16 protein-coding genes are annotated in these 20963 nt (G+C 72.8%); 12 read left to right on the top strand and 4 right to left on the bottom strand.

What is annotated here, in order from left to right; genetic code table 11:
• Positions 1-104 precede the first annotated feature (104 nt).
• Together recQ and ACCP09_RS09665 are read left to right on the top strand one after the other, a co-directional pair.
• Positions 105-1940, top strand: coding sequence for a DNA helicase RecQ (gene recQ / locus ACCP09_RS09670; protein WP_020420645.1), 1836 nt, complete (start codon positions 105-107; stop codon positions 1938-1940).
• Positions 1940-2296, top strand: a complete 357-nt coding sequence (locus ACCP09_RS09665; RefSeq protein ID WP_433745102.1) for an arsenate reductase family protein — start codon at positions 1940-1942, stop codon at positions 2294-2296. Before recQ ends, ACCP09_RS09665 begins: the two co-directional genes overlap by 1 nt.
• Before the next feature lie 410 nt (positions 2297-2706).
• Here ACCP09_RS09665 and ACCP09_RS09660 read toward each other — a convergent pair whose 3' ends face one another.
• Together ACCP09_RS09660 and ACCP09_RS09655 are read right to left on the bottom strand one after the other, a co-directional pair.
• Positions 2707-3906 (bottom strand): cation:proton antiporter, encoded by a 1200-nt coding sequence (locus tag ACCP09_RS09660; protein WP_017982020.1) that lies wholly within the window; start codon positions 3904-3906, stop codon positions 2707-2709.
• A gap of 4 nt (positions 3907-3910) precedes the next feature.
• Entirely contained in the window at positions 3911-4393 is a 483-nt protein-coding gene (locus ACCP09_RS09655; protein WP_433745099.1) for a cation:proton antiporter regulatory subunit, read from the bottom strand.
• Positions 4394-4508: 115 nt separating this feature from the next.
• Here ACCP09_RS09655 and cmk point away from each other — a divergent pair, with 115 nt between their 5' ends.
• From cmk to ACCP09_RS09610, 9 genes are all read left to right on the top strand, one after another.
• Positions 4509-5210 carry a (d)CMP kinase gene (gene cmk, locus ACCP09_RS09650; RefSeq protein ID WP_123682596.1) on the top strand — a complete coding sequence of 234 codons (702 nt, stop codon included), beginning with the start codon at positions 4509-4511 and terminating at the stop codon, positions 5208-5210.
• The gene (locus ACCP09_RS09645) at positions 5207-5884 is read left to right on the top strand and encodes a lysophospholipid acyltransferase family protein (protein WP_123682595.1); all 678 of its coding nucleotides are present in this window, start codon (positions 5207-5209) and stop codon (positions 5882-5884) included. Before cmk ends, ACCP09_RS09645 begins: the two co-directional genes overlap by 4 nt.
• Positions 5881-7305, top strand: a complete 1425-nt coding sequence (der, locus tag ACCP09_RS09640; protein ID WP_027930634.1) for a ribosome biogenesis GTPase Der — start codon at positions 5881-5883, stop codon at positions 7303-7305. Before ACCP09_RS09645 ends, der begins: the two co-directional genes overlap by 4 nt.
• Before the next feature lie 141 nt (positions 7306-7446).
• The gene (locus ACCP09_RS09635) at positions 7447-11307 is read left to right on the top strand and encodes a Pls/PosA family non-ribosomal peptide synthetase (RefSeq protein ID WP_433745094.1); all 3861 of its coding nucleotides are present in this window, start codon (positions 7447-7449) and stop codon (positions 11305-11307) included.
• Positions 11295-12545, top strand: coding sequence for a M1 family metallopeptidase (locus tag ACCP09_RS09630; RefSeq protein WP_433745092.1), 1251 nt, complete (start codon positions 11295-11297; stop codon positions 12543-12545). Before ACCP09_RS09635 ends, ACCP09_RS09630 begins: the two co-directional genes overlap by 13 nt.
• A gap of 242 nt (positions 12546-12787) precedes the next feature.
• Positions 12788-13906, top strand: a complete 1119-nt coding sequence (locus tag ACCP09_RS09625; RefSeq protein WP_123682592.1) for a sugar ABC transporter substrate-binding protein — start codon at positions 12788-12790, stop codon at positions 13904-13906.
• A gap of 91 nt (positions 13907-13997) precedes the next feature.
• Positions 13998-14771, top strand: a complete 774-nt coding sequence (locus ACCP09_RS09620) for an ATP-binding cassette domain-containing protein (RefSeq protein ID WP_017982028.1) — start codon at positions 13998-14000, stop codon at positions 14769-14771.
• A 14-nt stretch (positions 14772-14785) separates the two neighbouring features.
• A complete protein-coding gene (locus ACCP09_RS09615) occupies positions 14786-16213 on the top strand; it encodes a sugar ABC transporter permease (protein WP_433745087.1) in 1428 nt (475 codons plus the stop codon).
• Between the two features lie 45 nt (positions 16214-16258).
• Positions 16259-17434, top strand: coding sequence for an ROK family transcriptional regulator (locus ACCP09_RS09610; RefSeq protein ID WP_027930629.1), 1176 nt, complete (start codon positions 16259-16261; stop codon positions 17432-17434).
• A gap of 374 nt (positions 17435-17808) precedes the next feature.
• On the opposite strand, the gene ACCP09_RS09605 is transcribed toward ACCP09_RS09610, so the two are convergent.
• A complete protein-coding gene (locus tag ACCP09_RS09605) occupies positions 17809-19596 on the bottom strand; it encodes a gamma-glutamyltransferase family protein (protein ID WP_433745083.1) in 1788 nt (595 codons plus the stop codon).
• 83 nt (positions 19597-19679) lie between these two features.
• Here ACCP09_RS09605 and ACCP09_RS09600 point away from each other — a divergent pair, with 83 nt between their 5' ends.
• A complete protein-coding gene (locus tag ACCP09_RS09600) occupies positions 19680-20672 on the top strand; it encodes a LysR family transcriptional regulator (RefSeq protein ID WP_433745080.1) in 993 nt (330 codons plus the stop codon).
• Here the strand turns inward: ACCP09_RS09600 and ACCP09_RS09595 are convergent.
• Positions 20567-20950: a VOC family protein gene (locus ACCP09_RS09595; RefSeq protein WP_433745077.1), complete on the bottom strand. Its 384-nt coding sequence runs from the start codon at positions 20948-20950 to the stop codon at positions 20567-20569. The genes ACCP09_RS09600 and ACCP09_RS09595 overlap by 106 nt on opposite strands.
• Positions 20951-20963 lie beyond the last annotated feature (13 nt).

Raw genomic sequence — 20963 nt, 5'->3', positions numbered from 1 at the left:
GTGGTGGACACCGCCGGTCCGGGAAAATGGTCGCTCCGCGCGGCATGACCGGGCATCTCGTGTGGCGGCGCCCGGCGACCGCGGCGAGCCCCTAGGATCGCGGCGTGGCCTCCGCTGAAACCATCCCCGTGAGCGACGCGCTGCAGACGCTGCGCCGCGTCTTCGGTTACGACTCCTTCCGCGGTGACCAGGAAGCGATCGTCGAGCACGTGATCGGCGGCGGCGACGCGGTCGTGCTGATGCCGACCGGCGGCGGGAAGTCGCTGTGCTACCAGATCCCGTCGCTGGTGCGCCCCGGCACCGGCGTGGTCGTCTCGCCGCTGATCGCGCTCATGCAGGACCAGGTCGACGCGCTGCTGGCGGTCGGCGTGCGCGCCGGGTTCCTCAACTCCTCGCAGGACTTCGAGCAGCGCCGCGAGGTCGAGGCCGCGTTCCTCGCGGGCGAGCTGGACCTGCTGTACCTGGCGCCGGAACGGCTGTCCATGGAGTCCACGCGGAACCTGCTCGACCGGGGCAAGGTCGCGTTGTTCGCCATCGACGAGGCGCACTGCGTGTCCCAGTGGGGCCACGACTTCCGGCCCGACTACCTGGGCCTGTCCGAGCTGCACGAGCGCTGGCCGGACGTGCCGCGCATCGCGCTGACCGCGACCGCCACGAAGGCCACGCACGCCGAGATCGTGTCCCGGCTCAACCTCGGCGAGGCGCGCCAGTTCGTGGCCAGCTTCGACCGGCCCAACATCCAGTACCGGATCGTGCCGAAGGCCGAGCCGAAGAAGCAGCTGCTCGACCTGATCCGCACCGAGCATCCCGGCGACGCGGGCATCGTGTACTGCCTGTCGCGCAACTCGGTGGAGAAGACCGCGGAGTTCCTGGTGGCCAACGGGATCAGCGCGGTGCCGTACCACGCCGGCCTGGATTCCCGCACCCGCGCGCGCAACCAAGCCCGGTTCCTGCGCGAGGACGGGCTGGTCGTGGTGGCGACCATCGCGTTCGGCATGGGCATCGACAAGCCGGACGTGCGGTTCGTGGCGCACCTGGACCTGCCGAAGTCGGTCGAGGGCTACTACCAGGAGACCGGGCGCGCAGGCCGGGACGGGCTCCCGTCGACCGCGTGGCTGGCCTACGGGCTGCAGGACGTCGTGCAGCAGCGGCGGATGATCCAGACCTCCGAGGGCGACGACGCGCACCGCAGGCGGCTGTCGCAGCACCTGGACGCGATGCTCGCGCTGTGCGAGACCGTCGAATGCCGGCGCGCGCAGCTGCTGAACTACTTCGGCCAGCCCGGGCAGCCGTGCGGCAACTGCGACACCTGCCTGACGCCGCCGGAGTCGTGGGACGGCACGATCGCCGCGCAGAAGCTGCTGTCCGCGGTGTACCGGCTGCAGCACGAGCGGGGCCAGAAGTTCGGCGCCGGGCAGATCATCGACATCCTGCTGGGCAAGCAGACGCCGAAGGTGACGCAGCACCGGCACGACCAGCTCACCGTGTTCGGGGTGGGGCAGGAGCTGTCGGAGAGCGAGTGGCGCGGCGTGGTGCGGCAGCTGTTGGCGCAGGGGCTGCTGGCCGTCGAGGGCGACTACGGGACGCTGCTGCTGACCGAGGCCAGCGGCGAGGTGCTGGGCCGCAAGCGTGAGGTGCGGATGCGCCGCGAGCCCAAGCGCGCCGGCCGGGCGGCCGCGGCGACCGCGAAGCGCAAGGCGGCGGCGGAAATGCCGGAGGAGGCGCGCCCGGTGTTCGAGAAGCTGCGGGCCTGGCGGTTCGAGGAGGCGAAGAACCAGGGCGTGCCGGCGTACATCGTCTTCAGCGACGCGACCCTGCGTCAGATCGCCACCGAGCAGCCGTCTACTTTGGACGAGCTGGCCGGGGTGAGCGGCGTCGGGGAGAACAAGCTCGCCCGCTACGGCGAGCAGGTGCTGGCGACCCTGGCGGGAGGCGAATAGTGGAGATCTGGGTCAACCCGCGGTGCTCGAAGTGCCGTTCGGCGCTGTCGATCCTGGACGAGGCGGGTGTGTCCTACGAGGTGCGCAGGTACCTGGAGGAGCCGCCGACGGTGGCGGAGCTGGACGCGGTGCTGAAGCGGCTCGGCCTGGACCCGTGGGACATCGCGCGGATGCAGGAGCCCGAGGCCGCCGAGCTGGGGCTGAAGAGCTGGCCGCGCGACGAGGCGACCCGGGACCGCTGGCTGACGGCGCTGGCGGAGCACCCGAAGCTGATCCAGCGCCCGATCATCACCGCTGACGACGGAACCACGGTGGTGGGGCGGACGGAAGAGGCCGTGCGCTCGGTTCTGGCTTGACGGCGGCACCGCCGTGCCCTGAACAAAACCCGAGCTGGGTGGTCATCCCGTCGCCTGACACGCAACGATCACCTTGAGCCAGGGCCGCAACCCGCGCTGGGTCCGGCAGCCGAAAGCACAAAGCTTGCGGCCCTGGCTCAAGGTGATATGCACAAACCGGAAGGCGACGGGATGACCACCCAGCGACCACCCGCCCAAGGTGAGACGAGGCACCCAACCCCTGGTCATCCCGGAGCCTGCCCGTCCGGCGAGGACTATCTTTTGATCTTTAAACCCGCGCCCGATCATCACCGCCGACGATCATCACCGCCGACGACGGAACCACGGTGGTGGGGCGGACCGAAGAGGCCGCGCACTCGTCCTGCCTTGAGGGGAGACGGCGACCACATTGTCGCCGCCCCCGGGGGAACTCAGCCCGCGCTGGAGGTCGCCGGCTCGTGGCCGTGTCCGCGGCGCCGCTGCAGGCCCTTCGCGAGCGGCTCGACCACGCGGGCCGCGATGGGGCCGAGGATCGCCATCAGCAGCACGTACGCGGTCGCGAGCGCGGCCAGCTCGTCGACCACCGCGCCGGCGGACACGGCCAGCCCGGCGATGACGATCGAGAACTCACCGCGCGCCACCAGCGCCGCACCGGCGCGGGCGCGGCCCAGTTTCCCGACGCCCTGCCGCCGCGCGGCCCACCAGCCGGTCGCCACCTTCGTCAGGGTGGTCACCACCGCGAGCAGCACGGCCCAGCCGAGCACCGGCGGGATGGACGCCGGGTTGGTATTCAGCCCGAACACCACGAAGAACACCGCGGCGAACAGGTCCCGCAGCGGCTCCAGCAGCCGCGTGGCGTTGTGGGCGGTCGAGCCGGAGATCGCGATGCCGAGCAGGAACGCGCCGACCGCGGCGGACACCTGCATCGCCGAGGCGAGCCCGGCCACCAGCAGCGCCGCGCCGAGCACCTTGAGCAGGAACACCTCGCGGTCGTCGGAGTCCACGATCGCCGACACGTACCGGCCGTACTTCAGCGCGATCACCAGGACCACGGTGATCACCAGCAGCGAGATCCCGACGGCCTCCAGGCCGCCGAGGAAGCTGACGCCGCCCAGGAGCGCGGTCAGGATCGGCAGGTACAGCGCCATCGCGAGGTCTTCGAACACCAGGATCGACAGCACCACCGGGGTCTCCCGGTTACCGAGCCGGCCGAGGTCGCCGAGGACCTTCGCGATGATCCCGGACGAGGAGATGTAGGTGACGCCCGCCATCACGATGGCGCCGATGGGGCCCCAGCCGAGCAGCAGCGCGACGGCCGCGCCGGGCGCGGCGTTGAGCACGATGTCCAGCAAACCGGCCATCCACGAGCGTTTCAGCCCGGTGAACAGCTCGGCCGCGGAGTACTCCAGGCCCAGCAGCAACAGCAGCAGCACGACGCCGATCTCGCTCGCCAGGTGCGTGAAGTCGCCGATGTCGCCGAGCGGGATCAGGCCGCCCTGCCCGAAGGCGAGGCCGCCGAGGAGGTAGAGCGGGATGGGGGAGAGGCCGATCTTCCCGGCGAGGCGTCCCAGGACGCCGAGCACGAAGAAGACGGCCCCGAGTTCGATCAGGGCCAGTGCGGTGTGCTCCAAGGGCTCAGCCGTTCTTCAGGATCTTGAGGGCGCCCTCCAGGCCTTCCGACGTGCCGACCGCGACCAGCACGTCACCGGCGGTGAACGTGAAGTCCGGGGTGGGGGAAGGGTGCACCTGGCCGGCGCGCATGACGGCGACCACGGACACACCGGTCCGGGTCCGCATCGCCGTGTCGCTGAGGGTGCGGCCGTCGAACGGGGAGTTCGCCTTGATGGGCAGCTGCTTGGTGTTGATGCCGGGGACCTCGCGGTGCTCCTCGGTGAGCTGCGCGACCAGTTGCGGGGCGCCGAGCAGGTTGGCCAGCGCGCCGGCCTCGTCGGCGGTCAGGGGCAGGGACGCCAGGCACGCGTCGGGGTCGTCGGACTTGGACACGATCAGCTCGATCTGCCCGTCCCGGTGCGTGACCACGCCGATGCGGCGGCCGTTCCGGGTCGCGAAGTCCTTCCGCACACCGATGCCCGGTAGGGGCGTTACTTCCACGTTCACGACCGCCACGGTACCGGTGCGGTCGCCGCACCGCGGGCCAGGCACAATGGAGAACCGCAGGTACAGACCGATCGAGACGGCGAGGAGAGCATCGGTGGCGGGAGCCCTACGCGGCGTGGTCGCTCTGGACGGACCCTCGGGAACGGGGAAGACCACGGTGGCGCGCAAGCTCGCCGGGCGCCTGTCGGCCGGCTACCTCGACACCGGCGCGATGTACCGGGTGGTGACGCTGGCCGTGCTGCGCGCGGGCGTCGACCCGGCCGACGGTCCCGCGGTCGCGGAACTGGCCCGGACCACCGACTTCGCCCTCGGCACCGACCCGTCGGCGCCGAGCGTCCACCTGGCCGGCGAGGACGTGGCGGCCGAGATCCGCGGCGCCGAGGTCAACCACGCGGTGTCGCCGGTGTCGGCGGTGCCCGAGGTGCGTGAGCTGCTGGTCGCGCGGCAGCGCCGGATCATCGGCGAGGTGCTGGAGGAGATCGGCGGCATCGTCGTCGAGGGCCGCGACATCGGCACCGTCGTCACCCCGGACGCCCCGCTCAAGGTCTACCTGACCGCGGACCCGGCGGTGCGGGCCGCGCGACGCAGTGCCCAGGACACCGCCGCCGGGCGGCAGAGCAGCCAGGCCGAGGCGCTGGCGTCGGTCGACCGGCGGGACCGGCTCGACTCGACGCGCGCCGTCGCGCCGCTGAAGGCCGCCGACGACGCGGTGCACCTGGACACCACCGAGCTGTCCATCGACCAGGTGCTCGTCGCCCTGTCCGAGCTGGCAGGCCGGCGCGGCCTGCTGGGCACGTGCGCGCAGGTCACGCGGTGAGCCCTGCCGGTCTTCCGGACGGCGCGTCAGCGCGGCTGCACGACGCCGCCCGGTTCGTGGGGACCCACCTGTTCAAGCCGGCCTACCGGCTGCGGATCCGCGGGCTGGAGCGGGTGCCGAAGACCGGGCCGGTGCTGGTGGTGGCCAACCACAGCTCGATGGTCGAGCCGCAGATCATCTTCGGAATGTTGCCGCGCCGTTCGGTGTTCCTCGTCAAGGAGGAGATGTTCACCGGGGCGGTCGGGTGGTTCCTCCGGCGCATCGGACAGGTGCCGGTGCGCCGGGGTGAGCCCGACCGGGCGCCCCTGCTGACCACGGCGAACGTGCTCAAGGGCGGCGGGCTGGTCGCGGTGTTCCCGGAGGGGACCCGCGGCGAGGGCGATGTCACCAGCGCCGAGCGCGGCGCGGCCTGGCTGGTCCGGGCCTCCGGCGCGGTGGTCCTGCCGATCGCGGTGCGCGGGACGCGGCGTCCCGCGGGCAGCGGGCGGCGGTTCCGGCCCCGGGTCGACATCCTGGTGGGTGAGCCGTTCCCGCTCGAGGTCGGCCGCGGCCGGGCCGGGCTGGACGAGGCGACCGGGCGGCTGCGGGACGAACTCGCGGGCCTGGTCCGCACCCTCGACGAATGGCGTGCAGCGCAGGGCGAGCCCGTGCGCGGGAAGAAAGCGGAGTTATGACGGAGCTTGACGGGACCTGGTCGGACGAGGCGGAGTTCACCGCGCTCGACAGCCAGGCCGACGACACGGCGTCCGAGGAGGAAGCCGAGCTGAGCCAGCCCGTGCTGGCCGTCGTCGGGCGCCCGAACGTGGGCAAGTCCACCCTGGTGAACCGCATCCTCGGCCGCCGCGAGGCGGTCGTGCAGGACACGCCCGGCGTGACCCGGGACCGCGTGGCTTACGACGCGCAGTGGTCCGGCCGCCGGTTCACCGTGGTCGACACGGGCGGCTGGGAGCCGAGCGCGACCGGGCTGCAGGCCGCGGTCGCGGCACAGGCCGAGCTGGCGATGAACACCGCGGACGCGGTTCTGGTCGTGGTGGACGCCTCGGTCGGCGCGACCGCGACCGACGAGGCCGTGGCGAAGGTGCTGCGCCGGTCGAAGCGCCCGGTGCTGCTGGCGGCCAACAAGGTCGACGACGAGCGGCTGCTGTCCGACGTGGCCTCGCTGTGGTCGCTCGGCCTCGGCGAGCCGCACGCGGTGAGCGCCCTGCACGGCCGCAGCTCGGGCGACCTGCTCGACGCGATCATCAAGGTGCTGCCCGAGGCCCCGCGCGAGCGCGAGGCCGTCGCCGGGCCACGCCGCGTCGCGCTGGTCGGCAAGCCGAACGTGGGCAAGTCCAGCTTGCTCAACAAGCTCACCGGCGAGCAGCGGTCCGTCGTGGACTCGGTCGCGGGCACCACGGTCGACCCGGTCGACTCGCTGGTGGAGCTGGACGGCCAGGTGTGGCGGTTCGTCGACACCGCTGGCCTGCGCAAGCGCGTGCACACCGCGAGCGGCACCGAGTACTACGCGTCGCTGCGCACCAAGGCGGCCATCGACTCCTCCGAGGTCGTCATCGTCCTGCTGGACGCCAGCGAGCCGCTGTCCGAACAGGACCTGCGCGTGCTGACGTCCGTGGTGGAGTCCGGCCGCGCGTGCGTGCTGGCGCTGAACAAATGGGACCTCGTCGACGAGGACCGCCGCCACCAGCTGGAGAAGGAGCTCGACCGCGGCCTGGTGCGCGTCACCTGGGCCGAGCGGGTCAACATCTCCGCGCTCACCGGGCGTTCGGTGCGCAAGCTCGCGCCTGCGCTGCGGACCGCGCTCGCCTCGTGGGACCAGCGGGTCCCGACCGGGCAGCTGAACTCGTGGCTGTCCGAGCTGATCGCGGCCACCCCGCCGCCGGTGCGCGGCGGTAAGCAGCCCAAGGTGCTGTTCGCGACCCAGGCCGGCATCCGCCCGCCGACGCTGGTGCTGTTCACCACCGGGTTCCTCGAGGCCGGCTACCGCCGCTTCATCGAGCGGAAGTTCCGCGAGCGCTTCGGTTTCGCGGGCAGCCCGGTGCGCATCAACGTGCGGGTGCGGGAAAAGAAGCCGCGGCCCGGCAAGAAGGGCAAGTGACGCAACGAGGTGTGACGGCGGCGACACCCCGGTGAGACCGCCCGGCCACCTGCCGTTCACCTCGGGTAGAGTCATCGTCCCGCGCGGGCGCCTCACACTTTTCGCGAGTTCCGGCCCGAACGCTGGCGGAAGGTGAACTCGATGGGCGCGCCCGTTCTCGATCCGACGCTGCCCGGGGTCCTGGCCCCGGACCGGGCCCTGTTCCCCGGCGGACCGGCCGCCGCGCGGCGCACGCTGCTGGACGTGCTGGCCGACACCGCCGCGCGTCACCCGAACGCGGCTGCGCTCGACGACGGCGAGCGCGTGCTGAGCTACCGCAGGCTGTCCGAGGAGGCGCAGGCGCTGGGCAGGCGGCTCGCCGCCGAGGGCGTCGGCCGCGGCGACCGCGTCGGCGTCCGGATCTCCTCCGGCACCGCCGACCTTTACGTCGCGATCCTCGGCGTGCTCGCCGCGGGCGCGGCCTACGTGCCGGTGGACGCCGACGACCCGGACGAGCGGGCCGAGCTGGTGTTCGCCGAGGCCGGCGTGTGCGCGGTGCTGATGGACGACGGGCTGACGATGCTCGCCGAACCCGGCCGCCGCACCGGCGCGCCCGCGCCGGACGACGACGCGTGGATCATCTTCACCTCCGGATCGACGGGCAAGCCCAAGGGCGTGGCGGTCAGCCACGGTTCCGCGGCCGCCTTCGTCGACGCCGAGGCCCGGCTGTTCCTCACCGAGGAGCCCGTCGGCCCCGGTGACCGCGTGCTGGCCGGGCTGTCGGTCGCCTTCGACGCCTCGTGCGAGGAGATGTGGCTGGCCTGGCGGCACGGCGCGTGCCTGGTGCCCGCCCCGCGTGCGCTCGTGCGCACCGGCGTCGACCTCGGGCCGTGGCTGGTCGCCCAGCGCATCACGATCGTGTCCACCGTGCCGACCCTGGCCGCGTTGTGGCCGGCCGAGGCGCTGGAGGACGTGCGGCTGCTCATCTTCGGCGGCGAGGCGTGCCCGCCGGAGCTGGCCGAGCGGGTCGCCGTCGAGGGCCGCGAGGTGTGGAACACCTACGGCCCGACCGAGGCGACCGTGGTCGCCTGCGCCGCGCCGCTGACCGGGGAGGGCCCGGTGCGGATCGGGCTGCCGCTGGCCGGCTGGGACCTCGCTGTCGTGGACGCCGCGGGTGAGCCGGTGGCGATGGGGGAGTCCGGTGAGCTGGTGATCGGCGGCGCCGGCCTGGCCCGCTACCTCGATCCCGTGAAGGACGCGGAGAAGTTCGCGCCGCTGCCCGCGCTGGGCTGGGAGCGCGCCTACCGCAGCGGCGACCTGGTGCGTGCCGAGCCCGCGGGCCTGGTGTTCCTCGGCCGCGCCGACGAGCAGATCAAGCTCGGCGGCCGCCGCATCGAGCTGGGCGAGGTGGACGCCGCACTGCAGGCCCTGCCCGGGGTCGCCGGAGCCGCCGCGGTGATCCGCACCACGAAGGCAGGCAACCAGGTCCTCGTCGGGTACGTCGTGCCGCAGGGCGAGTTCGACACCGATGCCGCTTCCGCGCTGCTCCGTGACCGCCTGCCGGCTGCCCTGGTGCCGCTGCTCGCGGTGGTCGACGACCTGCCGACGCGCACCTCGGGCAAGGTCGACCGCGCCGCGCTGCCCTGGCCGCTGGCCACTGTGGACAGTGCCGCGACGCTGACGCCGACCGAGTCGTGGCTCGCCGAGGGCTGGGCGGAGATCCTGGGTGTGCCGGTGACCGATCCGGGCGCCGACTTCTTCACCTCCGGTGGCGGCAGCCTCACCGCCGCGCAACTGGTCGCGCGCATCCGCACCCGGCACCCGCAGGTGTCGGTCGCCGACCTCTACCGCCACCCGAAGCTCGGCCAGCTCGCCGCGCTGCTCGACGGCCTCGACGGGGAAACCGCGCGGCGGCGCGACGTCCGCCCGGTTCCGCGGCGAGCCGGAGCCGCGCAGGCCGTGCTGGGCCTGCCGGTGCTCGCCCTGACCGGCCTGCGCTGGCTGACCGCGTTGGCCGCACTGTCCACTGTGCTCGCGCTGACCGGCGTCGCGTGGGCGCCCGCCGTGCCCTGGTGGTCGCTGGCCCTGGCCTGGCTGGTGCTGTTCAGCCCGCCCGGCCGCATCGCCATCGCGGCCGGTGGCTCGCGGCTGCTGCTGCGTGGCGTCCGCCCCGGCGCCCACCCGCGCGGCGGCCGGGTCCACTTGCGACTGTGGGCCGCGGAGCGGCTCGCCGAGGCCGCCGGCGCCGCCGGGATCTCGGGCGCGAGCTGGATGACGCTGTACGCCCGCGCGCTGGGCGCGAAGGTCGGCAAGGACGTCGACCTGCACACCCCGCCGCCGGTCACCGGCCTGCTCAAGCTGGGCCGCGGGGCGGCCGTGGAACCCGAGGTCGACCTGTCCGGCCACTGGGTGGACGGCGACGTCGTGCACATCGGCAAGATCCGTGTCGGCGCCGGCGCCCGGGTCGGCGCGCGCAGCGTGCTGCTGCCCGGCGCACGGATCGGCAAGGGCGCGGAGATCGCCGCCGGGTCGACCGTGCTGGGCGCGGTGCCCGCGGGTCAGCGCTGGGCCGGTTCGCCCGCGCGGCGCGACGGCAAGGGCGCGCTGCGGTGGCCGTCCAGCCGCCCGCCGCGGTCGCGGTTCTGGGCCTTCGCCTACGGGACGGCCTCGTTCGTGCTGGGCCTGTTCCCGGTGCTCGCCGCCGTGCCCGGCCTGCTGGTACTGGGCGCCGCGGTCGCGGGCACCACGACGATCGGCGCCGCCCTGGGCGCCGCGCTGCTCGCCGTGCCGGTGGCGACGGTGGCCGCGTTCGGCACCTACGCGCTGCTGGTGCTGGTGTCCGTCCGGCTGCTCGGGCTGGGCCTGCACGAGGGCTACCACCCGGTGCACGGCCGCATCGCCTGGCAGGTGTGGGCCACCGAGCGGCTGATGGACCTCGCCCGCCAGGTGCTGTTCCCGCTCTACGCCAGCCTGTTCACGCCGGTGTGGCTGCGGCTGCTGGGCGCGAAGGTCGGCCGTGGCGCGGAGGTCTCGACCGTGCTGGCGGTCCCGCGGATGACGCAGGTCGACGACGGCGCGTTCCTCGCCGACGACACCATGGTCGCCACCTACGAACTGGGCCACGGCTGGCTGCACGTCGCGCCGACGCGCATCGGCAAACAGGCGTTCCTCGGCAACTCCGGGATGGCCGCCGCTGGGCGCGCGGTGCCCAAGCGCGGTCTGGTCGGGGTGCTGTCCTCGGCGCCGCGCAAGGCGAAGAAGGGCTCGTCGTACCTGGGCATGCCGCCGATGCCGCTGCGCCGCGCGGTAGAGGCGGCCGACGCCAGCCGCACGTTCGCGCCGCCGCTGCGGCTGAAGGCCGCGCGGGCCGCGGTCGAGCTGTGCCGGATCGTGCCGGTGATGTGCGCGGTCGCGCTCGCGGTGCTCGTGCTGGCCGCGCTGGCGGCGGTGTGGTCGGCGGCGGGCCTGCTCGTGGCCGCGGTCGCCGCGCCGGTCGTGCTGGTCGTCGCCGGTCTGGTGGCCGGGTCCGTGACCACCGCGGTGAAGTGGGCGCTGACCGGGCGGTTCCGGGCGGTGGACCACCCGCTGTGGAGTTCGTTCGTGTGGCGCACCGAGCTGGCCGACACGTTCGTCGAGACGCTCGCGGTGCCGTGGCTGGTGAGCTGGAGCGCGGGCACGCCGCTGCTGCCGTGCTGGCTGCGCACGATGGGCGCGAAGATCGGCCGCGGGGTGTGGCTGGAGACGTACTGGCTGCCGGAGACCGACCTGGTGCGGCTGGGCGACGGCGCCACCGTGAATCGCGGCTGTGTCGTGCAGACCCACCTGTTCCATGATCGGATCATGCGCATGAGCGAGGTGACCGTGGCCGAGGGCGCGACCGTCGGCCCGCACGGGATCGTGCTGCCCGGCGCCAGCGTCGGCGCGCGCACCACCGTGGGCCCGGGTTCGCTGGTGACCCGCGGCGACGCCGTCCCGGCCGACAGCCGCTGGCTGGGCAACCCGATCGCGGCGTGGCGGGCGTGAGCCGCGCCGACTACACGCTCGGCCACGGCAGCGACGACTACCGGGTCACGCACTACGACCTGGAGCTGGACTACAAGATCGGGCCGAACAGGCTGAGCGCGCGAGCGGCCCTGTCCGCGGTCGCGGCTGGCGAGCTGAGCCGGATCCCGCTCGACCTGGCCGGGTTCGCGGTCAAGGGTGTGCGCGTGGACGGGCGGACCGCGAAGTTCACCCACCGCGGCGGCAAGCTGGTGGTGCGCCCGGTGCGGCCGGTGCGCGGGGAGTTCACTGTCGAGGTGCGCTACTCCGGCAACCCGCGGCCGGTCGCGAGCCGGTGGGGCGAGATCGGCTGGGACGAGCTCACCGACGGCGCGCTCGTGGCGAGCCAGCCCACCGGGGCGCCGTCCTGGTTCCCGTGCAACGACCGGCCCGGCGACAAGGCGTCCTACCGCGTCGCGCTGACCACCGCGTCGGCCTACACGGTGCTGGTGACCGGCGACCTCGTCACCCGCCGCGCCGGGGGCAGTGCGACGACGTGGGTGTTCGAGCGGCGCGAGCCCACCGCGCCGTACCTGATGAGTGTCCAGATCGGACGGTACGACGAGCTGATCCTCGATGGCGTGCAACGAATCGCGCTGCCCCGGCGGTTGCGTGCCGCGGCCGCGCACGACTTCGGGCGCCAGTCGGAGATGATGCGCAGGCTCACCGAGTGGTTCGGGCCGTACCCGTTCGGCGAGTACGTCGTGGTGGTCACCGACGACGACCTGGACGACCCGATCGAGGCGCAGGGCATGGCGATCTTCGGCGCCAACCACGTCGACGGCCGCCGCACGTTCGAGCGGCTGGTGGTGCACGAGCTGGCGCACCAGTGGTTCGGCAACAGCCTCACCGTCGCCGGCTGGCGGCACATCTGGCTCAACGAGGGCTTCGCGACCTACGCGGAGTGGCTGTGGTCGGAGGCCTCCGGCGGCCCGTCCGCGGAGGCGCTGGCGCGCGACTGGCGGTCCCGCGCCGGCACCGACGTGGCGATCGGCGACCCGGGCGTGGCGCGCCTGTTCGACGAGCAGGTCTACAAGCGCGGCGGCCTGGTCCTGCACGAGTTGCGCGGCCGGGTCGGCGACGAGGTGTTCTTCGGCCTGCTGCGGACCTGGGTGGCCGGGCATGCGCACGGCACCGTCACCACCGAGGACTTCATCGCGCACGCGGAGCGCGCCGCCGGTGTGCCGCTCCGTGACGAGTTCGCCTCCTGGCTCGGCTGAGCCACCGCGATCCCGCACCCGGCGTAGCTTCGCCCGTTCCTGGCCGTCTGAGCAGCGAGGACGTCCCTTTCGGGCAACGTGCCGTCGCCGTTCGTCCCGCTCCCGCCACGGCTTGAGGATCGCGGCCCTTTTGTTACCGGAACGTGTCGGATCGGGCTTCCCCTCACACGCGGTCACGACGTATGTTGTCGGCCACAACATTCAAATGTTGTGAGTCACAACATTCCTGCCAAGGGGACGCAATGAAGCGGAGAAAGACCCTCGCGCTGGCCGCCGCGGGCACCGGGCTCGTCCTGGCGCTGACCGCGTGTGGAGCGAACAGTGCCAACAACAACAGCGGTGGGAGCGGCGGGTCGGACAACGGCGGCCCGAAGGTCGGCGTGATCCTGCCCGAGACCGCGACCTCGGCCCGCTGGGCCGGGTTCGACCAGCCGATGCTCCAGTCGGCCCTCACGAAGGCCGGGCTCAGCCCGATCATCGAGAACGCCCAGGGTGACAACCAGCGGTTCGCGCAGCAGGCCGACAGCATGCTCAGCCAGGGCGTCAAGGTCCTGATCATCGCCGCGCCCAGCGGTGACGTCGGCGCCACGGTCGAGCAGAAGGCCAAGCAGCAGGGCGTGCCGGTCATCAACTACGACCGCCTCAACCTCGGTGGCAGCGCCGACTACTACGTCAGCTTCGACAACGTCCAGGTCGGCCGCCTGCAGGGCCAGGCGCTCGCGGACGCGCTGAAGAACAAGCCCGGCGCCCAGGTCATCGAGATCGAGGGCTCGCCGACGGACAACAACGCGACCCTGTTCTACAACGGGCAGCAGGAGATCCTCGGCCCGCTCTACAGCTCGGGCGGGCTGAAGAAGGTCGCCAGCCAGCGCATCGACAAGTGGGACAACGCGGTCGGCGGCGCGACCTTCGAGCAGTTCCTGTCCGCCAACGGCGGCAAGGTCGACGGTGTGCTGGCCGCCAACGACGGCATGGCCGGCGCCGTGATCACGGTGCTGCAGAAGAACGGCCTCGCCGGCTCGGTCCCGGTCACCGGCCAGGACGCCAGCGCCGCGGGCCTGAAGTCCATCCTGCAGGGCCAGCAGTACTCGACGGTGTTCAAGCCGATCCAGCAGGAGGCCGACGCCACCGCGCAGCTGGCCGCCGCGCTGGTCAAGGGCGACACGGCGGGCGCCGACGCCATCGCCAAGCAGACCTCCACCGACCCGACCGGCAACCGCACGGTCAAGTCGGTGCTGCTGCAGCCGTTCTCCATCACCAAGGAGAACGTGAAGATGGTGGTCGACCAGGGTTACGTCAAGGCGAGCGAGATCTGCGGCGGCGACACCGCCCCGGTCTGCCAGCAGCTGGGCATCTCCTGACGGCACGCGGAGCATGGGGGCGCGTGGTCCGGAAACCCCGGACCACGCGTCCCCTCCACGCGTGTCTCCCACGGATAGCGGAGGTTCTTCCATGAACGAGCCCGTCCTCGCGCTGCGAGGCGTCAACAAGAGCTTCGGGCCGGTGCACGTCCTGCACGACGTGGACTTCCAGGTGCGCGCGGGGGAGGTCACCGCGCTGGTCGGCGACAACGGCGCCGGGAAGTCCACGCTCGTCAAGTGCATCGCGGGCATCCACCCGATCGACAGCGGTGAGGTCCTCTTCGAGGGCAAGCCGGTCCACATCCACAACCCGCGCGAGGCGGCCGCCCTCGGCATCGAGGTCGTCTACCAGGACCTCGCGCTGTGCGACAACCTCGACATCGTCCAGAACATGTTCCTCGGCCGCGAGCGCAACCAGCGCGGGCTGCTCGACGAGGCGGCGATGGAGCTGGCCGCGCGCAAGACCCTGGCGTCGCTGTCGGTGCGCACCGTCAAGTCGGTCCGCACGCCGGTGTCGTCGCTGTCCGGCGGGCAGCGGCAGACCGTCGCGATCGCCAAGGCCGTGCTGTGGAACAGCAAGGTGGTGCTGCTCGACGAGCCGACCGCCGCGCTCGGCGTCGCGCAGACCCGGCAGGTGCTCGACCTGGTGCGGCGCCTGGCCGAACAGGGCCTCGGCGTGGTGCTGATCAGCCACAATATGAACGACGTGTTCGAGGTGGCCGACCGGATCGCCACCCTCTACCTCGGCCGGCTGGCCGCCGACGTCGCCACCAAGGACGTCACGAACAGCCAGGTCGTCGAACTGATCACCGCGGGCCGGTCCGGCGACCTCGGCCTGGCCCGCCCCGAGACCGCGGCCGTGTGAGGAAAGAAGTGGCCATGACTGAAACCCCCACGAAGCCCGGCGGCCAGCCCCCGGCGGCGATCTCGGACTTCGGTATCGACACCACCTCGCGGTCCACCCGCGAGGCCATCGGCGACTACTTCGGGCGCCTGCGCGGCGGCGAGCTGGGCGCGCTGCCCGCGCTGCTCGGCCTGCTGGTGCTGGTGCTGGTGTTCACCGGGCTCTCGGACACCTTCCTGTCCCTGAACAACATCGCGAACCTGTTCGCGCAGGGCGCCGGGCAGACCATCATCGCGATGGGCATCGTGCCCGTGCTGCTGCTCGGCGAGATCGACCTGTCCGCGGGCACCGCGTCCGGCCTGGCCGCGTCGGTGATGGCGCTGCACTTCACGCAGGACGGCAACCTGCTCGGCAACTTCGGCAGCACGGTGTTCTACGGCTTCATCGTCGGCTCCATCGTGGCGGCGGCGCTGTGCGTGTGGATGCGCGTCTGGATCGGCGCGGTGCTCGCGCTCGTCGTGCCGGTGTTCCTGCTCGCCGGGTTCCCCGCGAACCCGTGGATCGAGATCGTGCTGGCGATCTGCGTCGGCGTCGTCATCGGCACCCTGACCGGCACCATCGTGGCCAAGATCGGCATCCCGTCGTTCGTGGTGACCCTGGCGCTGTTCATCGGCTGGTACGGGCTGCTGCTGCAGCTGGTCGGCGAGGGCGGCACGATCTCCATCCGGCAGAGCGACGTGCTGTACCAGGTGGCCAACGGCAACCTGTCCATCCTGGCCGGCTGGATCATGTTCGCGCTCGCCGCGGGCGGGTACGCCGCGGTGGTCCTGACCCGCCACTTCGGACGGTTGCGGCGCGGACTGGTGGCGCAGCCGACGACGATCGTGGTCGTCAAGGCGGGCGCGGTGCTGGTGCTCGGCGCGGTCGCGACCTACCTGCTCAACACCAACCGCTCGCCCAACCCGAACCTGACCACGATCGCCGGCGTGCCCTACGTCGTCCCGATCGTGCTGGTGTTGCTGGTGGCAGGCACGTTCGTGCTGGACCGCACCCGCTACGGGCGGCACATCTACGCGGTCGGCGGCAACAAGGAGGCCGCGCGGCGCGCCGGCATCAAGGTCGACAAGATCCGGATGAGCGTGTTCGTGATCTGCTCGGCGGTCGCGGCGATCGGCGGCATCGTCTACAGCTCCAAGGTCGGCGCCGTGGACGGCAACTCCGGTGGCGGCAACACGCTGCTGTTCGCCGTCGGCGCGGCGGTCATCGGTGGCACGTCGCTGTTCGGCGGCCGCGGACGGCTGCGCGACGCGGTGATCGGTGGTCTCGTGCTGGCGACCGTCCAGAACGGCCTCGGCCTGCTCGGGTTCCAGGCGGCTACGGTTAACATCATCACCTGCCTGGTCCTACTGGTGGCGGCAGCCGTCGACGCGCTTTCCCGCAAGCGTGCCGCGGTCGCGCGCTGAGGCACGGGTGAGGACCGCCGACCACCGGCCAGCAGGGAAGCGCAGGTGACGACCACACCGACCGCGGGCACCCGCCCCGACGACGTGCGCCGGCACAACAGGGCCGCCCTGTTGCGCCGGCTGCACGTCCATGGTCCGTCCACACGGGCCAGTCTCGCCACCGACCTCGGGCTGAACCGCAGCACGATCAAGGCCCTGGTGGACGGGCTGGCCGAGGACGGGCTCGTCGAGGAGCGGGTGCCGGCCCAGCGCAGCGGGGCGGGCCGCCCGTCCCTGCTGGTGCTGCCGCAGCCGCAGGCCGCGGTGGTGCTGGCGATCGACATCCGGGTGGAGCGGGCCGGGATGGCGCTGGTCGGGATCGGCGGCGAGATCCTCGGGCGGGGCGGGTGGAACATCCGCTCCACCACCAACGACCCGCGTGAGGTGTTCACCAAGATCGTCGACACGGCGGGCCCGCTGATCGACGAGCTGGGCGTGCACCCGGTCGCGGCCGGCGTGTCGGTGCCGGGCGTGGTGCGGCACCAGGACGGGTTCGTGCACGAGGCGCCGAACCTGCACTGGACCGACATCCCGCTCGGCGCGTGGCTGTCGCGGGCCCTGCAGCTGCCGGTGCACATGGGCAACGACGCCGAGCTGGGTGCGCTCGCCGAGCACCTGCGCGGGGTGGCGCGCGGCTACGACGACCTCGTCTACATCGGCGCGGAGGTCGGTGTCGGCGGCGGCGTGATCTCCAACGGGGTGTCCATGCGCGGCGCCGGCGGGCACCACGTGGGCGAGGTCGGGCACATGGTGGTGCGGCCGCAGGGGCGGCAGTGCTACTGCGGATCGCACGGCTGCTGGGAAACCGAGGTGGGGGAGCGGGCGCTGGCGCGGGCGCTGGGGCTGGACGAGGACAGCCCGGTCGGCGCGATCGTGCACGAGCTGCGGCTGCTCTCGGCCGACGGCGAGGCGCCGGACGTGCTCGCGGAGTTCACCGAATGGCTCGCGCTCGGGCTCGGCAACGTGGTCAACCTGCTGTGCCCGCAGCTGGTCGTGCTGGGCGACCTGTTCACCGCGCTGCCCCCGGCGCTGGTCGAGCACGTGGAGCGAACGGTGCGGCAGCGGAGCCTGGTGAGCCGGGCCCTCGCCGGGACGCGGGTCGCGACGTCGGCGCTGGGCACGGACGCGAAGCTGCTGGGCGCCGCGGAGCTGGCCTTCGAGACGGTGCTCGCGGACGGTTGAGCCGGGCGGGCGCGCGCGGGCTGGGGGCGGAACTGGCGCGGCGGTCGGTGCGGCGGGGGTCGCTGCTGGGTGCCGCGGACTGGCGTTTCGAGACGGTGCTTGCGGACGGTTGAGCCCGGGCGGGTGCGCCGAGTTCAGGCTGGCCCCGGTCGGGCGGAAACCCTGGTTGCGGGCGGCGAGCGCGTAGGTGGTTGTCGGTTTCCTGACCGCGCATCGCGAGACGTTGCGGCACTCGGGTGCCGGGCTGGGTGCCGGCTGCTGGGTGGCTCGGGAAGCAGCCCGCCATCGGTGCTACCGCCTGACACGGGCAGGAAAAACAGCGGTTCGCGGGGATGGGTGCGAACCGCTGCTTTCCCTTCGGATGCCGGAGGCAACTACCGTCCGGCGGCGTAGCCCTGCATGCCTCGCGGGTTCGAACCCGCGGACAGCACACCGGTTTCCGGGTCGCGGGCGACCGCGCACAGGCGGCCTTCCGACCACGGGTCGGCGACCTCGACGTCGTGCCCGCGCCGCCGCAGTTCCGCGATCACGGGATCGCCGATGCGGGATTCCACGGTGACGCTGCCCGGTTTCATCGAACGCGGGTAGAACGAGCTCGGGAAACTGTCCGTGTGCCAGTTCGGCGCGTCGATGGCGCCCTGCAGGTCGAGGCTGCCGCGCACCTTCCCGCGCAGCGCGACGGCGAGGAAGAAGTGCACGCTCCACTGGTCCTGCTGGTCCCCGCCGGGCGTGCCGAACGCGAGCACCGGCACGCCGTCGCGCAGCGCCATCGACGGGGACAGCGTCGTGCGCGGGCGGCGGCCGGGCACCAGCGAATTGGGCAGCCCCTCGTCCAGCCAGGACATCTGCAGCCGGGTGCCCAGCGGGAAACCCAGGGCCGGGATGACCGGGTTGGACTGCAGCCAGCCGCCGCTCGGGGTGGCGGCGATCATGTTGCCCCACCGGTCGGCCACGTCGAGGTGGCAGGTGTCGCCGCGGGTGGCGCCGTCCTTGGCGACGGTCGGCTCACCGGCGCCCGCGGCGGGTGGCGGCGGGACCGCGCCGCCGACCGACAGTTCGGCCTGCTTGCTCAGCCGCGGCCGTCGCCCGTCCGGCGAACCCGGCCGCAGCTCCGTCGAGGCCCGCTCGCCGATCAGGGCGCGGCGGGATTCGTTGTAGGACGCGGAAAGCAGGGTGTCCACGGAGACGTCCGCGCTGTCGCCGTACCACGCCTCGCGGTCGGCCATGGCGAGCTTGGTGCCCTCGATCAGCGTGTGCAGGTACTCCGGCGTGCCGTACTCGAGGCCGTCCGGCAGCAGGGCGAGCTGCTGCAGGAACGACGGCCCCTGGCTCCACAGGCCGCACTTGGCGACCGTCCAGCCCTGCCAGTCGTAGGTGACCGGGTCCTCGTAGCCGGCTTCGAACGCGGCGAGGTCGTCGGCGGTGAGGGTGCCGGCGTGCCGCTCCCCGGAGGTGTCCATGGTCGGCCGGGCAGCGGCCTCGGCGATCGCCTCGGCGATGAAGCCCTCGCGCCAGATCCGGCGGGCGGCGTCGATCTGCGTCTCCCGGCCCGCGCCGGCGGCCTCGGCCTCGGCGATCACGCGCCGCCAGGTCGCGGCCAGCGCCGGGTTGCGCAGCATCTCGCCGGGCGCCGGCGGGCGCCCGGCGCGCAGGTACACCTCCGCAGAGCTGGTCCATTCGGTCTCGAACAGCTCCCGCACGCTGGCCACGGTCGAGCCGATCCGCTCCACCGCCGGGTGCCCGTTCTCGGCGTAGCCGATCGCGTATCTCAGCACCTCGGCCAGCGTCTTCGTGCCGTGGTCGCGCAGCAGCAGCATCCACGCGTCGAACGCGCCGGGCACGGCGGCGGCCAGCGGACCGGTGCCGGGCACCAGGTCCAGGCCGAGCGAGGTGTAGTGCGCGACCGTCGCCCCGGCCGGGGCCGGACCCTGCCCGCACAGCACGCGCGGCGCCTGCCCGGCGGGCGCGAGGATGATCGGGACCTCGCCGGCGGGGCCGTTCAGGTGCGGTTCGACGACGTGCAGCACGAACCCGGCGGCCACGGCCGCGTCGAAGGCGTTGCCGTCGTCCTCCAGCACCGCCATCGCGGTGGCGGAGGCGAGCCAGTGGGTCGACGACACCATGCCGTGGGTGCCTTGCAGCGTGGGGCGGGTGGTGAACACGGTCCGAGTAGACACCCTCGACCGGGTGAACGTCCAAGACATCTGTGACACCATCCCCATAGCTGTTCGCTATGGATGGGAGCGTGGTGGAACGCCGCCAGCTGGAGTACTTCGTCGCGATCGTCGAGCACGGCGGGTTCACCGCGGCGGCCAGGGCACTGCACGTCGCGCAGCCCTCGCTGTCCCGCTCGATCGGCAAGCTCGAACACGAGCTGGGCGTCACGCTGTTCCACCGGGTCGGGCGGCACGCCGTGCTGAGCACCGCCGGGGAGGCGCTGGCCGACCGGGCCCGGCTGGTGCTGCGCGACCTGGACGCGTTGCGGGCCGCGGCGGGCGCGATCGGGGACGGGGCGGCTGGGCGGGTGGACGTCGCCGCGACCTCGTCGTCCGGGCTGGAACCGGTGACCAGCGTGATCGCCGAGCTGGCCCGGCGGCACCCGGGGGTCACCGTCAGCACGTCGTCGGCGATGTCGGCGGCCGAGGTGGTCGCGATGGTGCTGCAGGGCCGGTGCGAGGTCGGGGTATGCGGTAGCGCGGAGCGCCCGTCCGGGCAGGGGCTGGTGACGCACCACCTGCGGGACGAGGAGTTCCTGCTGGTCGTGCCGCCGGGCGCCCTGGACGTGCCGGGGCCGTCGGTGGGCCCGGAGGTGCTGCGCGGCATGCGGTTCGTGGTCACCAAGCCGGCCACGGCGGTGCGGGCCCTGTTCGACCGGCTGGCCGCGACCGTCGGGGACATGACGATCGCGGCCGAGGCCGGGGACCGGGGCATGGTGCTGCCGATGGTGCTCAAGGGCATCGGCGCCGGCCTGATGCCGGACGGCTGGTCGGACCTGGCGCTGCGGGCGGGCGCGGACGTCTACCGGTTCGACCCGCCGGAGCGGCTGCCGCAGTGGCTGGTGCACCGCGGCGGCCCGCTCACCGCGGCGACGCGCGCGTTCATCGACACGACGCTCGGGACTGCCCCGGCGGGTCAGGACTCCATGGCGGCCCGGTCGGAGTCGCTGCGGAGCACGCAGAACTCGTTGCCCTCGGGGTCGGCGAGGACGGCCCAGCCGGACCCGTCCGGGTTCCGGTGATCGGCGACGAACGTGGCGCCGAGGCCCAGCAGCCGCGCCACCTCCACCTCGTGCGAGGTCTCCGGGCGCAGGCACAGGTGGATCCGGTTCTTGATCGTCTTGGGCTCCGGCACCTGGTTGAAGTGCAGCACCGGACCCTCCGCGAGCAGCACCTGCGTCTCCGGGTCGCCCGGCCGGTCTTCCGGGTGGGGCGGACGGCCGGTCACCGCGCTCCAGAACCGGGCCAGCTCGTAGGCGTCCGCGCAGTCGATCGCGACGTTCTGCAATACCGAGACCATGCGCCGAGCTTCC

The sequence above is a fragment of the Amycolatopsis sp. 3B14 genome, assembly GCF_050958625.1.
GTDB lineage: Bacteria > Actinomycetota > Actinomycetes > Mycobacteriales > Pseudonocardiaceae > Amycolatopsis_E > Amycolatopsis_E thermoflava.
The sequence above is the reverse complement of the archived record's forward strand: the minus strand, read 5'-3'. Positions and strand labels throughout refer to the sequence as shown.

Excerpts from the sequence above, each read along its gene's own strand:
- der (WP_027930634.1), top strand. The coding sequence starts at position 5,881 with ATGACGGAGCTTGACGGGACCTGGTCGGACGAGGCGGAGTTCACCGCG.
- ACCP09_RS09635 (WP_433745094.1), top strand. The coding sequence starts at position 7,447 with ATGGGCGCGCCCGTTCTCGATCCGACGCTGCCCGGGGTCCTGGCCCCG.
- ACCP09_RS09625 (WP_123682592.1), top strand. The coding sequence starts at position 12,788 with ATGAAGCGGAGAAAGACCCTCGCGCTGGCCGCCGCGGGCACCGGGCTC.
- ACCP09_RS09620 (WP_017982028.1), top strand. The coding sequence starts at position 13,998 with ATGAACGAGCCCGTCCTCGCGCTGCGAGGCGTCAACAAGAGCTTCGGG.
- ACCP09_RS09615 (WP_433745087.1), top strand. The coding sequence starts at position 14,786 with ATGACTGAAACCCCCACGAAGCCCGGCGGCCAGCCCCCGGCGGCGATC.
- ACCP09_RS09595 (WP_433745077.1), bottom strand. The coding sequence starts at position 20,950 with ATGGTCTCGGTATTGCAGAACGTCGCGATCGACTGCGCGGACGCCTAC.